14 protein-coding genes are annotated in these 12,994 nt (G+C 66.1%); 8 read left to right on the top strand and 6 right to left on the bottom strand.

The window, feature by feature from the left end; all coding sequences use genetic code 11:
* Nucleotides 1-165 precede the first annotated feature (165 nt).
* The gene (locus VQ067_RS30300; RefSeq protein WP_003097061.1) at nucleotides 166-378 is read left to right on the top strand and encodes a YgdI/YgdR family lipoprotein; all 213 of its coding nucleotides are present in this window, start codon (nucleotides 166-168) and stop codon (nucleotides 376-378) included.
* A gap of 16 nt (nucleotides 379-394) precedes the next feature.
* Here the strand turns inward: VQ067_RS30300 and VQ067_RS30295 are convergent, their stop codons facing one another.
* Together VQ067_RS30295 and VQ067_RS30290 are read right to left on the bottom strand one after the other, a co-directional pair.
* Nucleotides 395-1,075, bottom strand: a complete 681-nt coding sequence (locus VQ067_RS30295; protein WP_003097059.1) for a GntR family transcriptional regulator — start codon at nucleotides 1,073-1,075, stop codon at nucleotides 395-397.
* 64 nt (nucleotides 1,076-1,139) lie between these two features.
* Complete coding sequence (locus VQ067_RS30290) at nucleotides 1,140-1,922, bottom strand: SDR family NAD(P)-dependent oxidoreductase (protein WP_033989976.1); 783 nt, start codon at nucleotides 1,920-1,922, stop codon at nucleotides 1,140-1,142.
* 115 nt (nucleotides 1,923-2,037) lie between these two features.
* On the opposite strand from VQ067_RS30290, the gene VQ067_RS30285 reads away from it, so the two are divergent.
* The 3 genes from VQ067_RS30285 to VQ067_RS30275 all read left to right on the top strand — a co-directional run bounded on the left by VQ067_RS30285 (nucleotide 2,038) and on the right by VQ067_RS30275 (nucleotide 5,654).
* Complete coding sequence (locus tag VQ067_RS30285) at nucleotides 2,038-3,432, top strand: aspartate aminotransferase family protein (RefSeq protein ID WP_015503894.1); 1,395 nt, start codon at nucleotides 2,038-2,040, stop codon at nucleotides 3,430-3,432.
* 1 nt (nucleotide 3,433) lies between these two features.
* Nucleotides 3,434-4,801: a glutamine synthetase family protein gene (locus VQ067_RS30280; RefSeq protein WP_014603445.1), complete on the top strand. Its 1,368-nt coding sequence runs from the start codon at nucleotides 3,434-3,436 to the stop codon at nucleotides 4,799-4,801.
* Nucleotides 4,802-4,895: 94 nt separating this feature from the next.
* Nucleotides 4,896-5,654 carry an SDR family NAD(P)-dependent oxidoreductase gene (locus VQ067_RS30275; RefSeq protein ID WP_003097046.1) on the top strand — a complete coding sequence of 253 codons (759 nt, stop codon included), beginning with the start codon at nucleotides 4,896-4,898 and terminating at the stop codon, nucleotides 5,652-5,654.
* Nucleotides 5,655-5,701: 47 nt separating this feature from the next.
* Here VQ067_RS30275 and VQ067_RS30270 read toward each other — a convergent pair whose 3' ends face one another.
* Nucleotides 5,702-6,445 carry a hypothetical protein gene (locus tag VQ067_RS30270; protein WP_003146836.1) on the bottom strand — a complete coding sequence of 248 codons (744 nt, stop codon included), beginning with the start codon at nucleotides 6,443-6,445 and terminating at the stop codon, nucleotides 5,702-5,704.
* 160 nt (nucleotides 6,446-6,605) lie between these two features.
* Here VQ067_RS30270 and VQ067_RS30265 point away from each other — a divergent pair, with 160 nt between their 5' ends.
* From VQ067_RS30265 to VQ067_RS30255, 3 genes are all read left to right on the top strand, one after another.
* A complete protein-coding gene (locus VQ067_RS30265) occupies nucleotides 6,606-7,088 on the top strand; it encodes an acyl-CoA thioesterase (protein WP_003097040.1) in 483 nt (160 codons plus the stop codon).
* A gap of 378 nt (nucleotides 7,089-7,466) precedes the next feature.
* A complete protein-coding gene (gene ybaL / locus VQ067_RS30260) occupies nucleotides 7,467-9,170 on the top strand; it encodes a YbaL family putative K(+) efflux transporter (protein ID WP_003099695.1) in 1,704 nt (567 codons plus the stop codon).
* A 1-nt stretch (nucleotide 9,171) separates the two neighbouring features.
* Nucleotides 9,172-9,756 carry a YqaA family protein gene (locus VQ067_RS30255; RefSeq protein ID WP_003097034.1) on the top strand — a complete coding sequence of 195 codons (585 nt, stop codon included), beginning with the start codon at nucleotides 9,172-9,174 and terminating at the stop codon, nucleotides 9,754-9,756.
* Nucleotides 9,757-9,793: 37 nt separating this feature from the next.
* Here VQ067_RS30255 and pdxY read toward each other — a convergent pair whose 3' ends face one another.
* Nucleotides 9,794-10,660, bottom strand: coding sequence for a pyridoxal kinase PdxY (gene pdxY / locus VQ067_RS30250; RefSeq protein ID WP_003109129.1), 867 nt, complete (start codon nucleotides 10,658-10,660; stop codon nucleotides 9,794-9,796).
* A 32-nt stretch (nucleotides 10,661-10,692) separates the two neighbouring features.
* On the opposite strand from pdxY, the gene VQ067_RS30245 reads away from it, so the two are divergent.
* Complete coding sequence (locus tag VQ067_RS30245; protein ID WP_003121391.1) at nucleotides 10,693-11,193, top strand: DUF3301 domain-containing protein; 501 nt, start codon at nucleotides 10,693-10,695, stop codon at nucleotides 11,191-11,193.
* A 12-nt stretch (nucleotides 11,194-11,205) separates the two neighbouring features.
* On the opposite strand, the gene VQ067_RS30240 is transcribed toward VQ067_RS30245, so the two are convergent.
* Nucleotides 11,206-11,994 carry an OXA-50 family oxacillin-hydrolyzing class D beta-lactamase OXA-846 gene (locus tag VQ067_RS30240; RefSeq protein ID WP_033989974.1) on the bottom strand — a complete coding sequence of 263 codons (789 nt, stop codon included), beginning with the start codon at nucleotides 11,992-11,994 and terminating at the stop codon, nucleotides 11,206-11,208.
* Nucleotides 11,995-12,064: 70 nt separating this feature from the next.
* Nucleotides 12,065-12,943, bottom strand: a complete 879-nt coding sequence (gene poxA / locus VQ067_RS30235; protein ID WP_033989972.1) for an alpha/beta hydrolase PoxA — start codon at nucleotides 12,941-12,943, stop codon at nucleotides 12,065-12,067.
* Nucleotides 12,944-12,994: the final 51 nt, after the last annotated feature.

Raw genomic sequence — 12,994 nt, 5'->3', positions numbered from 1 at the left:
CGTCGCGCGAGGCTGCCTGGAGGCCCTGCGCGCCGCCGTCGGCGCTTCGTCTCCGACAAAGCGCCGCTGTGCTAAGGAATTTCCCTCGATTGCCACGGTCACAAGGGCAATTCCGCACTTGTCGCTCCGGATGTAGGCAAGTGCGCTGCCCCGTGTGGAGATTCTATGAAGTTCAAAGCTCTGTTCGCTGCATTGCTGCTGACCAGCCTGGCGGGTTGCGCCAACCAGGCGGTGGTCACTTTGCAAGATGGCAGCGAGGTCCTGGTCAAGGATCAGTCGGATTACGACAAATACAATGACTACTACGAGTTCGAACAGCTGAATGGCGACACCATCCTGATCAAGAAGGACAATGTGCGCACCATTCGCCCGCAGTAGCGGCGCTTATCTCCCGTCAGGCGTGCTCGCCGGAACGGTGTCGCTTTCGTGGCCGGGCCTCCAGCTCCAGGAGGTTCAGCAGGTACTGGCCGAAGTAGGCCAGGTCCTGTTCGATCGCCGCGCGCGCGGCCGGGCCGTCGCCGCGGCGTAGCGCGTCCAGGGCGTCCTCGTGGAAATCGTTCAGGCGTAGGGAGAGGTCGGCCTCGGTGAACAGCCGGTTGAAGAACGGCCCGACCTGTAGCCAGAGCGTCTCGATGAGACGCAGCAGCACCGGGTTGCCGCAGGCGCGGTAGAGCGTCAGGTGGAATTCGCTGTTGGCTTCCAGGTAGGCCTGTACCTCGCGTCGGCGCAAGGCGTCCTCCATTCGCCGCAGACATCCTTCGAGCCCTTCCAGTGCCTGCTCGTCCAGCCGGCCGCTGGCGCTTTCGGCCGCCAGCCCTTCGAGGGACAGGCGCACCTGGAGGATCTGCAGGAAACGTTCGCGGGTCATCAGCGGCACCCTGAGCGAGCGTTGTGCCTCGCCCTCCAGCGCCCCTTCCGCCACCAGCCGTTGCAGGGCGGCGCGAACCGGCATCGGGCTGGTTCCCCACTGGTTCGCCAGGTCGCGGATCTTCAGTCGCTCGCCGGGCTGGAAACGTCCGGCCAGCAAGTCTTCCCGCAGTCGTTGGTAGAGTCGTTCCTGGAGATTCTCGGCCATGGTCAGCTCCGGGTCGCCGGTGGCGCCGGAAGCTGGGAAAGCGTCAGGTTGCAGTTGCGCATGTTCAGCTCCGTTTGTTTTCGATCAGGCAGTTGCCGCCGTCCACCACCAGCAGTTCGCCGTTGACGAAGCTGGCTTCGGGCGAGGCGAGGAAGGCCACCGCGGCGGCCACCTCTTCGGGCCGGCCGGCACGTCCGCTGGGGCTGGCCAGGGCGGCCTGGCGTTCTTCGGCGGTGCTCGAGCCGGTGGCGATCCAGCCCGGCGCGACGCTGTTCACCGTGATGCCGCTCTTCGCCACCTCCAGCGCCAGGCCCATGCTCCAGCCGACCAGACCGGCCTTGGCCGCGCTATACGCGGCTTCGCCCGGATTGCTGCCGCGGGTTCCGGTGGTGGAGGCGACGTTGACGATCCGCCCGTAGCCGCGCTCGCGCATGCCCGGCAGCAGGCCGCGGGTGAGCAGGAAAGCGCTGGTCAGGTTGCGCGACAGGGACAGTTGCCAATCCCGCAGCGAGGTCGCTTCCACTGTGCTGAAGGGTTCCGCGCTGTTCAACTGGGCCATGCCGGCATTGTTCACCAGGATGTCGACCCGTCCCCACTGGGCTTCGGCCCAGTCCAGCAGACCCTGCACCTGGGCTTCGTCGGTCAGGTCGGCGCTCGCGGCGCGCACGTCGTGACCACATGCGCTCAGTTCCTCCGCTCGTTGCCTAATCCGCTCGCTGCTGGCGGTGATCAGCAGGCGCACGTCTTCGCGGGCCAGCCGCCGGGCAATGGCGAAACCGATGCCGAGTTCGCTGCCGGCGCCGCTGATGAGCGCGACCTGGCCTGTCCACTTCGGAAAGTCGTTCATTTTTGTGATCACAAAATTGACATGGAAAACAGATTATCAGTGCTTTCAAATACTGTATTGACTTTTTTGTGATCACAAATGAAAGTTGTGCGAAATAAAAAACGAGGTGTTCGAAATGACCGCCAGTGGCATCGCCGAAGCCGCCGTGGAAACCTTCATGGCCCGCGAGCAGCAACGTTTCCTTGCGCAAAATCCACAGTCCGTCGCGCTCGCCGAGCGAGCCCGGCGTGCGTTGTTCGACGGCGTGCCGATGCACTGGATGAGCGATTGGTCGACACCCTGTCCGCTGTTCGTGGAGCGTGCCCACGGCGCGCGTTTCCATGATGTGGATGGCCACGTCTACGTGGACTTCTGCCTGGGCGACACCGGCAGCATGTTCGGTCATTCTCCGGCGCCGATCGCCCGGGCACTCGCCGAGCAGGGCGCGAATGGCCTGACCACCATGCTTCCGGGGGAGGATGCCATCGTCGCAGGCGAGCTGCTGGCGCAGCGCTTCGGCCTGCCGTTCTGGCAGGTAGCGACCACCGCCACCGACGCCAACCGCTTCGTCCTGCGCTGGGCGCGCGCGATCACCGGTCGCAAGGTGGTGTTGGTATTCGACGGCTGCTACCACGGCACGGTCGACGACACCCTGGTTCGCTGCCGCGACGGCCGCACCGTGCATCGCTCCGGCCTGCTCGGCCAGGCCCACGACCTCACCCAGTTCAGCCGCGCGGTGCCGTTCAACGACCTCCAGGCCCTGGAGCGGGCGCTGGCCAGCGAAGACGTGGCCGCCGTGCTCTGCGAGCCGGCGATGACCAACATCGGCATGGTCCTGCCGCAACCCGGCTTCCACCAGAAGCTGCGCGAGCTGACCCGTCGTCACGGCACGCTGCTGATCATCGACGAGACCCACACCATCTCCACCGGACCAGGCGGCTGTACCCGCGCCTGGAAACTCGAGCCGGACTTCATCACCCTCGGCAAGCCGATCGCCGGCGGCGTACCGTGCTCGGTGTATGGTTGCAGCGCGGCGATGGCCAGCGCCATGCAACTGGCCAGGGCACGTGCCAGCGAGCAGAGCGAAGGCCACGGCCACAGCGGCATGGGTACCACGCTGTCGGCCAACGCCCTGGCGATGCGCTGTATGCGCGCCAACCTGGAAGAGGTGATGACCGATGCCGCCTACGCCCACATGCTGCCCCTGGCGGCGCGTCTGGCCGAGGGCTTCCGCAGGATTATCCACAAGCACGGCCTGGCCTGGTCGGTGACCGAGCTCGGCGCGCGCAGCGAGTTCCAGTTCTGCCCGCACCCCCCACGCGACGGCGCGGCCGCCGAGGCGGCGTTCCACGACAGCCTGCAGATGGCCTTGCACCTGTATCTGATCAACCGCGGCATCCTCATCACGCCGTTCCACAACATGACCCTGTGTTGCCCGGACACTCGCGAAGAAGACGTCGACCGCCTGCTCTCCAGCCTCGACGAGGCGCTCGGCGAGTTGCTCGCCATACCCGGCGCGCGGGAGGCCTGAGATGCATTTCGCCGATCCGCGGGAAGCCCGCGAGTTCCTCGCCGCACACCCCGAGGTGCGCAGCATCGAGCTGTTCCTGATCGACGCCAACGGCGTGCCGCGTGGCAAGCTGCTGCATCGCGACGAGCTGCTGGCGGTCTACGAAAGCGGGCGGCCGCTGCCGAGCACCATCCTCGGCCTGACCATCAATGGCGATGACGTCGAGGAGACCGGCCTGGTCTGGGACGTCGGCGATGCCGATTGCTGGACCTTCCCGCTGCCCGGCAGCCTGACCCTGCAACCCTGGCGGCAGTCACCGACCGGACAGGTGCAGGTCAGCATGCATCCCGAGTTCGGGCTACCGGCCGCGGCGGGCGATCCCCGGCATGTGCTGCAGCGGGTTATCCACAGCCTGCAGGCGGAGGGTTTCCACCCGGTGATGGCGGTGGAACTGGAGTTCTACCTGCTCGACCGCGAACGCGACAGCGACGGCCGGCCGTTGCCGGCGTTGCAGATGAATGGCCAGCGGCCGCGGGCGACCCAGGTCTATGGCGTCTACGAGCTGGAGCAGTTGCAGCCATTCCTCGATGACTTGTATGCCGCCTGCGAGGCCCAGGGCCTGCCGGCGCGCACGGCGATCTCGGAGTACGCGCCGGGGCAGGTGGAGATTACCCTGCAGCACCGCTTCGACGCGCTCCAGGCGATCGACGAAGGCGTGCGCTACAAGCGCCTGGTCAAGGGTGTGGCGAATCGCCATGGGTTGCAGGCCTGCTTTATGGCCAAGCCGTTCGCCGATCTATCCGGCAACGGCCTGCACCTGCACGTCAGCCTGGCCGACGCCGCTGGCAACAATCTGTTCGCCAGCGAGGACCCGGCCGGGACCCCGCTGCTGCGCCAGGCCATCGGTGGAATGAAGGCGTGCCTGCTGGAGTCTTTGGCGCTGTTCTGTCCGAACGCCAACTCGTTCCGCCGCTTCCAGGCGAACAGCTACGCGCCGCTGGCGCCGACCTGGGGAATCAACAACCGCACCGTGTCGCTGCGGGTTCCCGGCGGCCCGCCGTCCAGCCGGCACATCGAGCACCGCATCTGCGGCGCCGACGCCAATCCCTACCTGGCGGCGGCGGCGTTGCTCGCGGCGGTGCGCCTGGGTATTCGCGAGCGACTCGACCCCGGTGCGCCGATCACTGGCAACGGCTACGCTCAAGCCACCCAGGCGTTGCCGAGCGACTGGCTGACCGCGCTCCGCGCGCTGGAGGGCTCGGCCTGGGCGCGCGAGGCGCTCGGCGAGGATTTCCTGAAGATCTACCTGGCGATCAAGCAGGCCGAATACCGTGCCTTCATGGGCGAGGTCGGCGAGCAGGACTGGCGCTGGTATCTCAACCAGGCCTGAATGAACGGCTGCCGGCGTTGCCGGTCAGTCATTGAAGCGGGCGGCCGATTGGCCGTCGGTGTTTTCCACGCGGCACAGGAGTAAGGAAAAGCAGATGAGCACGCCCGTCGTTCTTATCACTGGTGCAGCCGGCGGCTTGGGCCGGGCAATCGCCAAGCGTTTCGCCCAGAGTCATTGGCGCATCGCCGCCACGGATGTGGATAAGGAGGGCCTGCACGCGCTGAACGCGCAGGTGCCGTTGGACGCCAGCGGGGTCGCCGACCTGCGCAGCGCGGATAACTGCCATACCCTGATGTCGAAGATTCTCGCCCGTACCGGACGTCTCGACGCCCTGGTGAATGCCGCGGGCGTCTGGCGCGAGGGGCCTGTGGAAAACTTCACCGAGGAGGATTTCGACCTGGTCCTGGGAGTCAACCTCAAGGCCTCCTTCTACATGTGTCAGGCCGCGATACCCTACCTGAAGGAAAACCAGGGCAGCATCGTCAACATCTCCAGCGACTCCGGACGCCAGGCCTACCGGGGTTCGGCGGCGTATTGCGCGAGCAAGGCGGCGCTGACCATGCTGAGCAAGACCCTCGCGCTGGAACTGGCCGAGCAGGGCGTGCGGGTCAACGCCGTGTCGCCGGCGGATATCGCCACGCCGATGCTCGACTACCAGGCCGAACGCTATGGGATGGGCAATCCGGATGGCTACAAGCGCGCGCTGCTGAAGGATTATCCACAGGGCAAGGCGGCACGCTTCATCCGCCCGGAAGAAGTCGCCGAGCTGGTCTGGTATCTCTGCGGCCCTCAGGCCGAAGCGATCACGGGCGCCGACCTGGCGGTGGACTTCGGCCTGTCCGCTGGCCGCTGAGTGGATTTTCCACGGGTCGCTCCGCTGGAGCGGCCTGTGGAAAAGTTTCAGTCGTCCCTGGCCTGACTGGATATCTTCACCCAGTTACCGGCGGCGGCGATGCCCATGCCGCCGTAACCCTGGCAGTCCCCGCCAAGGCTCTCCACCACTCGCAGGTCGATGCCTTCCTGCCATACCAGCAGGCTGCAGCCGGCGCCCAGGCCTTCGCTGCGCAGTCGGTAGAGGGCGCCTTGCCCCTCCAGCCGACCGGACAACTCGCCGACCGCCGCGGGCCCATATTCCATCAGTTTCTCCGGATTGCCGATGCGCATCAGGGCGAAGCTCGCCTGGTAGCCGCCCTTCACCGGTTCGATCTGCAGGCTTTCCCATTCGGCCTGCCCGGCGTAGCGCAGGTAGTGCCCGGCGAGGCCCTGGAGGGACGGATAGTCGACTTTCAGGGCAACCTGTTCCAGGTTGTGGCGCGTGGCCTTGCCGCTGTAGCCGCGATCCAGCGCCAGGTTCATCCAGGCGCGGGCGCGTCCCGGTTGCCCGGCCTTGAGGCTGGTCAGCGCGAGATTGTTCAGCGCCTGTTCCGAGTCGGCTCCGCCCTGTTCCTGGCGTTCGGCCAGGCGCAATTGCCAGGCGAAGGCGTCCAGCGCCTGTGGATAACTCCCCTGTCGATAAGCCTGGGTGCCGCGCGTGTTGCATTCCGCGGCTGTGGCGCAGGGCGTATCCTCGGCCTGGATGGCAGCGGCACCGATGCCGGCAAGCACGGCCAGGGCCAGGAGAAGGATGCGAATGGCGGCAGGCATTGGCGCGATTCCCGGTGGAAAAGGGCCAGTCTAGAAAAGCCCGCGGATGTCTGCACGACCCGGCGCGATTTCGATCATGACGATTGAAAATTTGTGGCCGCTGCCGTCTTCGTTTGCGTCTATGGTGTCCCCCGCCCGTCCTGATGAGAGAAAAAGCGCTATGCAACCCGGAAACAACCAACTGTCGATGACCGTGCTGATGACCCCGGACATGGCCAATTTCTCCGGCAATGTCCATGGCGGTACCCTCCTGAAGTATCTCGACGAAGTCGCCTATGCATGCGCCAGTCGCTATGCCGGTCGCTACGTGGTGACCCTGTCGGTGGATCAGGTGATCTTCCGCGAGCCGGTGCATGTCGGCGAACTGGTGACCTTCCTCGCTTCGGTCAACTACACCGGGCGGACTTCCATGGAGATCGGCGTCAAGGTCATCACCGAAAACATCCGCGAGCAGTCCGTGCGTCATACCAACAGCTGTTTCTTCACCATGGTCGCCCTGGATGACGAGCGCAAGCCGGTGGCCGTCCGTCCGCTGGAGTTGGAAACCGCCGAGCAGAAGCGCCGCTTCGCCCAGGCCCAGCAACGCCGCCAGCTGCGCGCGGAGCTGGAGGCCCGCTACCAGGCGATTCGCGAAGACGGTTGAAGAAGGCTGCCGGTGTCCGGTCGAGCCCGCTTCGGACCTGATGCCGTTTCGCGAATTTTCGCAGCTTTTCATAAGAAAACGCAGAAGTTTGCCTCTGCTGGCGTCCATTCCTGACATTTCTTGATAAGAAACCGGCGTGCCTGTTAAAACTCCAGCAACGTCAACGGGTTAACCTGTCGGTATCGCGCCGGGTTTCTCCAGGAACCATAGCCGCCGTCGGGTCGCTCGAATGCCATGGGCCGGTCGCTCTGCCCGGCTCCGTTGGCGGAAAACCTTTCCGCCTTGCCGTCACGGGCGCGGGTCCGTGATCCATTTCGAACGTCGTCGTCCGCCGGCCAGGCCGCGGAGGACGCGTTCCCCGTGTTGCCGGGAGTCCTGATGCACCATACGCCGTTACTCACCACACTCGCCGCGGGGTTCGTCCTCGCCTTCCTCTTCGGGGCCCTGGCCAATCGCCTGCGCATTTCGCCGCTGGTCGGCTACTTGCTCGCAGGTGTTCTGGCCGGGCCGTTCACTCCCGGTTATGTCGCCGACCAGGCGCTGTCGCAGGAAATCGCCGAACTCGGCGTGATCCTGCTGATGTTCGGCGTCGGCCTGCACTTCTCGCTCAAGGACCTGCTCTCGGTGAAGGCCATTGCCATTCCCGGGGCGCTGGTGCAGATCGGCGTCGCCACGCTGCTTGGCATCGGCCTGGCCAAGCTGCTCGGCTGGAGCTTCGGCGGCGGCCTGGTATTCGGCCTGAGCCTGTCGGTGGCCAGTACCGTGGTGCTGTTGCGCGCCCTGGAGCAGCGCCAGTTGCTGGACACCAAGCGTGGCAGGATCGCCATCGGCTGGCTGATCGTCGAGGACCTGGCGATGGTCCTGACCCTGGTACTCCTGCCGGCGCTCGCCGGCACCCTCGGCGGCAAGACCGACGGCGGCGACGCCGGTCTGCTCTGGCCGCTGCTGATTACCCTGGGCAAGGTCGCCGCCTTCGTCGCCCTGATGATCTTCGGCGGTCGCCGGGTGGTGCCCTGGGTGCTGGAGAGGATCGCCGCCAGCGGTTCGCGGGAACTCTTCACCCTGGCCGTGCTGGCCATCGCCCTGGGCATCGCCTATGGCTCGGCGGTGCTGTTCGGGGTGTCCTTCGCGCTAGGCGCCTTCTTCGCCGGGATGATCCTCAACGAGTCCGAACTCAGCCACGAGGCGGCGGAGAACTCGTTGCCGCTGCGCGACGCTTTCGCGGTGTTGTTCTTCGTCTCGGTGGGGATGCTGTTCAATCCGATGATCCTGTTGCAGGAGCCGCTGACGGTCCTGGCCACCTTCCTGGTCATCGTCTTCGGCAAGTCGGTGGCCGCCTACCTGATCGTCCGCGCTTTCGGCCATCCGAACAGCACCGCACTGGTGATCGCCGCCAGCCTGGCGCAGATCGGCGAGTTTTCCTTCATTCTCATCGGCCTGGGCATTGGCCTCGAACTGGTGCCGGAGCAGAGCCGCGACCTGGTGCTGGCCGGGGCGATCCTGTCGATCCTGGTCAATCCGCTGCTGTTCATCGCCATCGATCGCCTGCAGCAACGCAAGGAGCAGCGCCTGGCGGAGGCCGCTGGCGGGGTTCGCGAGATGCCGGCGCAGGACCTGCCGCCGCCGATCCTGGAGCGCGAGCATGCGGTGCTGATCGGTCATGGCCGGGTTGGCGGGTTGGTCAGCGCTCGCCTGCGCGCCGCCGGGACGCCCTTCGTGGTGGTGGTGGACAAGCGTGACAAGGCCGACGAACTGCGCGAACAGGGCTACAGCGTGGTCCTCGGCAACGCCGCCAGTCCCGGCGTGCTGGAACTGGCCAACATCGCCGAGGCGCGCTGGTTGCTGATCGCCATTCCCAACGGCTTCGAGGCCGGGCAGATCGCCAGCCACGCCCGCGCGGTGAACCCGCCGCTGGACATCGTCGCCCGGGCGCATTTCGACGCCGAGGTGGACTACCTGGAGCAGAACGGCGCCAACCTGGTGATCATGGGCGAGCGCGAGATCGCCTGCGGCATGGTCCATCGCCTGGGACTCGACCGTGACGAGCGCGGCGCCGACGCACCGCTGCCGCAGTCGGCCTGACATGTTGCGCCGTCTCTACGACTGGACCCTGCGCCTGGCCGGCCATCCCCGCGCGGAGCTGGCCCTGGGCGGGGTGACCTTCGCCGAAAGCTCGTTCTTCCCGATTCCGCCGGACGCCTTGCTGGTGCCGATGGTCCTGGCCAACCGGGCCAAGGCCTGGCGCTACGCGACGATCTGCGCGATCAGCTCGGTGCTGGGCGGCATCGCCGGCTATTTCATCGGCTTGCTGCTGTTCGAGAGCGTGGCCATGCCGATCCTGGCGTTCTACGGCTTGCTGGAGAACTTCGAACAGGTCGCCGAACGCTACAACGAACTGGGCTGGCTGATGGTGCTGCTGGGCGGCGGCTTCACGCCGCTGCCGTACAAGGTGATCACCATTACCAGCGGAGTGACCCAGCTCGACCTCTGGCTGTTCGTCGGCCTCAGCCTTGTCGCCCGCAGCCTGCGCTTCGCCGCTACCTGCGCTTTGCTGTTCTGGGCTGGCCCACGCCTGAAGACCCTGATCGAGCGGCGCCTGGGCATGGCTTTCGTGCTGATGGCGGTGATGGTGGTCGGTGGGTTGATGCTGGGGAAATACGTTCTTTGAGCTGCCTGTGGATGATTTTCACCCACTGGGATGGAGACTAAAGGCGCACTGCGTCGAAACGAACCCTTGGGTGTGCGATCCGATCCTGCGCCCGCACCAGCTCCAGCTCGTAGCTGCCGCAGGCCTGGGTTTCCAGCAGCACTTCATGGACCGCGGCGCCGGTGAATTCGAAGGCGTTACGCAAGTCGTCGCCGAGCAGCAGGCGAGAGAGGAACAGCCCCGAGGCCAGGTCGCCGACCCCGACCGGTTGCCGCGGGAAGGCCAGCAGCGGGCGTTGCAGGTGCCAGGCCTGATCGGCGGCCACCAGTAGCATCTCGAAGGTGTCGCCGGCCTTGCCCGGATAGTTCAGGTGCTTTACCAGGATTGCCCTGGGACCGCGTGCCAGCAGGCTCCGTGCCATTTCCACGCAGTCGGCGAGGGAGTTCGGCTGGCGGTCGCAGAAGCTGTCCAGCTCCAACTGGTTGGGGCACAGGTAGTCGGCGACCGCGGCGGCTTCTTCCAGCAGGAAGTCGCTGACTTCCGGGGCCACGATGCAGCCTTTTTCCGGGTGGCCCATGACCGGGTCGCAGAGGTACAACGCCCGAGGGTTGGCCTGTTTGATCCGTGCCACCACGTCGAGAATGGCGCGGCCCTGGGCGGCGCTGCCGAGATAGCCGGACAGCACTGCGTCGCAGTTGCCCAGTTCGCCGATGCCGGCAATACCGTCCACCAGCGCCGGAATCTGCTCCGGCGGCAGCACCTGCCCGGTCCATTGACCGTACTGGGTGTGGTTGGAGAATTGCACCGTGTTCAACGGCCAGACGTTGATTCCGATGCGCTGCATCGGGAACACCGCCGCGGCATTGCCGGCGTGGCCGAAGACCACATGGGACTGGATGGCGAGCAGGTGGGGCGTACGTGGCATGAGACGACTTCCTACAGCTGAGTCGGCGCAGTATGGGGGCTAATTCACATGGCGAAAACACCCCCCACTCGCTGCCTGCCGGGAGAACGGGTAAGCTGGCCGTCCCCCTACACCGGATTCCGCTCGTGACCCTGGGTAACCTTTTCGTCATGCTCCTGTTGGGCGCCGCCGCAGCCTGGTGGTGGCGCGCCCATGGCGTGCGCGAGCGGGCGTTGCTGCTGGCCAAGCAGCATTGCGCCAAGCAGGGCGTGGAACTGCTCGACGAGAATGTCGCGCGCCGGCGCCTGCGCCTGGCCCGTGACCACCGTGGTCAGTGGCGGCTGAGCCGCGAGTTCGGTTTCGAATTCACCGTCAGCGGCGAGGAACGCTACGCCGGGCGCATCGTCATGTATGGCTATCACCTCGGCGCCATCGAATTGGCCCCGCATCGCTTCGAGGCGGCCGCCGAGGTCGACAACCCGCCGGTGCATAGCGCCGAGGTGATTCGCCTCGACGAGTGGCGGCAGTCCCGGCAGAAAAAGGTCGGCGACTGAGGCGGCAGAGCGTCAGGGCAGTATCCCGAGAGCCTTGAGACTGGCCTTGCCCAGTTCGACGCGCTTGCCGATGTCGGCCTCGCCGCCGGGCATGTCGATGTTCAGGGCGAAGCCGTAGAGCCGCTCGTTGCGCTTCACCCAGCCCACCCACCAGCCGAGTTCCGGCGTGCAGTCGAAGCACCAGCCGGTCTTGCCGTGCAGCTCCCAGCCCGGGCCGCTTTCCAGCAGGGTCATGGCGCGCACGGTGGACTGCACCGGGGCGGGGAATGGCAATTCTCCCTGCGCCAGTCGGAGCAGAAAGCGGGTCTGTTCCATCGCGCTGATCTTCAGCGGTCCCACCAACCAGAAGTTATCCACAACCTGGCCGATTTCCGCGTTGCCGTAACCCAGACGCGAGACATTGGCGCGCATCCGCTCCAGGCCGATGCGCCGCGCCAGTTCCTGGTAGACCGGTACGTTCGATGCCTCGATTGCGTCGCGCAGGCTCATGTCGTGCTCCCAGGCCTTGAAGCGCTGGGGCTTGCCGCCATAGGGAAGAACCTCGTCGGCGGATCTAACCGCCCCTGTGGATAAGCCGATCAGGCTGTTCGCCACCTTGTAGGTGGAAGCGGGAACGAAGCGGGTTTCCGCGCGCTCCCGGTCATGGCCGACATAGCGCTGCCGCTGCACATCGTAGAGGACGAAGGTGCCTTTCACCCCGGCCGCGCCGAATAGCTTGTCCACGGCCTGGCTGTCGTTCCATTCGCTGGCCTGGGCATGCCCGGAAAGCAGGAGAAGGGCACTGAAGAGGAGAGGGCGCATGGCTCGGTCCTGTGGGGTCATCCTCCCTGGGACCGATGGATGAGCGCCGGATTCCCCACGGAAGGAGCGTTCATGGATTGGGCAGGAGAAAGTCGCGTACGCGTTCGGTGGCAGCGGCCGGGTCTTCCTGCATGAAGCAGTGGCCGCCGACCACCGCGTGGGCGCTGACCTGGGGGTTGAGCGAGCACCAGCGCGCCACCGACTTGGCGACGAAAGGGTAGGTGCGGTCACCGTAGAGCACGCGGGTCGGCGTGATGATCTTGCCCAGCGACGGCCACAGCCGCCTGGGGAAGGAACTGAAGATCTCCGCTTCGCGGCTTGGCCGGCACTTCAGCTCGACTCCGCCGTCGCTCTCCTTCAGCGCATATTCCACGTAGGCCCACAGCGCCTCGTCGGTCCAGCCCTTGAAGATACCGCGGCCGCGCAAGCCGGCGTAGGCGGCTGCGCGATCGGGCCACTGGCTGCGGCGTAGGCGCGCCTTCTTCGCCAGGCTGCCGCGCAATTGCAGGCCGAGGGTCTCGGAAAGTGCCATCACGCCGATCATCGCCGGGGTGAACAGTACCGGGTCGAGCAGCACGGCGCGGGCGAACAGGGTGGGATGGCGGGCCAGGACGAGGCTGCTGAGGACGCCGCCGAAGCTGTGCCCGCAGGCCAGTCGCTGGACATCGCCATAGGGACCGCGCCCGGCCTCGAAGGCCTCCACCGCCATCTCGGCGTTGCGGTTCCAGCCGTGGAAGCGGCCGCCATGGTCGCTTTCGCCGTGGCCCTGGATGTCGCACAGCCAGAGGTCGAAATCCTCCGCCAACAGACGCAGCATCGGTTCGTAGGTGCGGCCGCAGAAGCCGTTGCCATGGAGGAAATGCAGCAACGGCTTGCCGCTCGGTTCGCTGCGCCAGCCGCGCAGGGTGAAACCGGCCGAGCAAGAATGGGACCAGGGGGATAGCGACATGGGCAGACTCCTCGTACGGCGCGCAGTGTAACCGGGCGCCGTGCTATCGTC

The organism is Pseudomonas sp. KBN12P06040, assembly GCF_037574965.1.
In the GTDB taxonomy this organism is placed as follows: Bacteria; Pseudomonadota; Gammaproteobacteria; order Pseudomonadales; family Pseudomonadaceae; genus Pseudomonas; species Pseudomonas aeruginosa.
The sequence above is the reverse complement of the archived record's forward strand: the minus strand, read 5'-3'. Positions and strand labels throughout refer to the sequence as shown.

Coding starts and splice junctions, on each gene's coding strand:
- ybaL (WP_003099695.1), top strand. CDS start 7,467: ATGCACCATACGCCGTTACTCACCACACTCGCCGCGGGGTTCGTCCTC.
- VQ067_RS30290 (WP_033989976.1), bottom strand. CDS start 1,922: ATGAACGACTTTCCGAAGTGGACAGGCCAGGTCGCGCTCATCAGCGGC.
- VQ067_RS30245 (WP_003121391.1), top strand. CDS start 10,693: ATGGGGGCTAATTCACATGGCGAAAACACCCCCCACTCGCTGCCTGCC.
- VQ067_RS30255 (WP_003097034.1), top strand. CDS start 9,172: ATGTTGCGCCGTCTCTACGACTGGACCCTGCGCCTGGCCGGCCATCCC.
- VQ067_RS30270 (WP_003146836.1), bottom strand. CDS start 6,445: ATGCCTGCCGCCATTCGCATCCTTCTCCTGGCCCTGGCCGTGCTTGCC.
- VQ067_RS30240 (WP_033989974.1), bottom strand. CDS start 11,994: ATGCGCCCTCTCCTCTTCAGTGCCCTTCTCCTGCTTTCCGGGCATGCC.
- VQ067_RS30295 (WP_003097059.1), bottom strand. CDS start 1,075: ATGGCCGAGAATCTCCAGGAACGACTCTACCAACGACTGCGGGAAGAC.
- VQ067_RS30300 (WP_003097061.1), top strand. CDS start 166: ATGAAGTTCAAAGCTCTGTTCGCTGCATTGCTGCTGACCAGCCTGGCG.
- pdxY (WP_003109129.1), bottom strand. CDS start 10,660: ATGCCACGTACGCCCCACCTGCTCGCCATCCAGTCCCATGTGGTCTTC.
- VQ067_RS30265 (WP_003097040.1), top strand. CDS start 6,606: ATGCAACCCGGAAACAACCAACTGTCGATGACCGTGCTGATGACCCCG.
- VQ067_RS30285 (WP_015503894.1), top strand. CDS start 2,038: ATGACCGCCAGTGGCATCGCCGAAGCCGCCGTGGAAACCTTCATGGCC.
- VQ067_RS30275 (WP_003097046.1), top strand. CDS start 4,896: ATGAGCACGCCCGTCGTTCTTATCACTGGTGCAGCCGGCGGCTTGGGC.
- VQ067_RS30280 (WP_014603445.1), top strand. CDS start 3,434: ATGCATTTCGCCGATCCGCGGGAAGCCCGCGAGTTCCTCGCCGCACAC.
- poxA (WP_033989972.1), bottom strand. CDS start 12,943: ATGTCGCTATCCCCCTGGTCCCATTCTTGCTCGGCCGGTTTCACCCTG.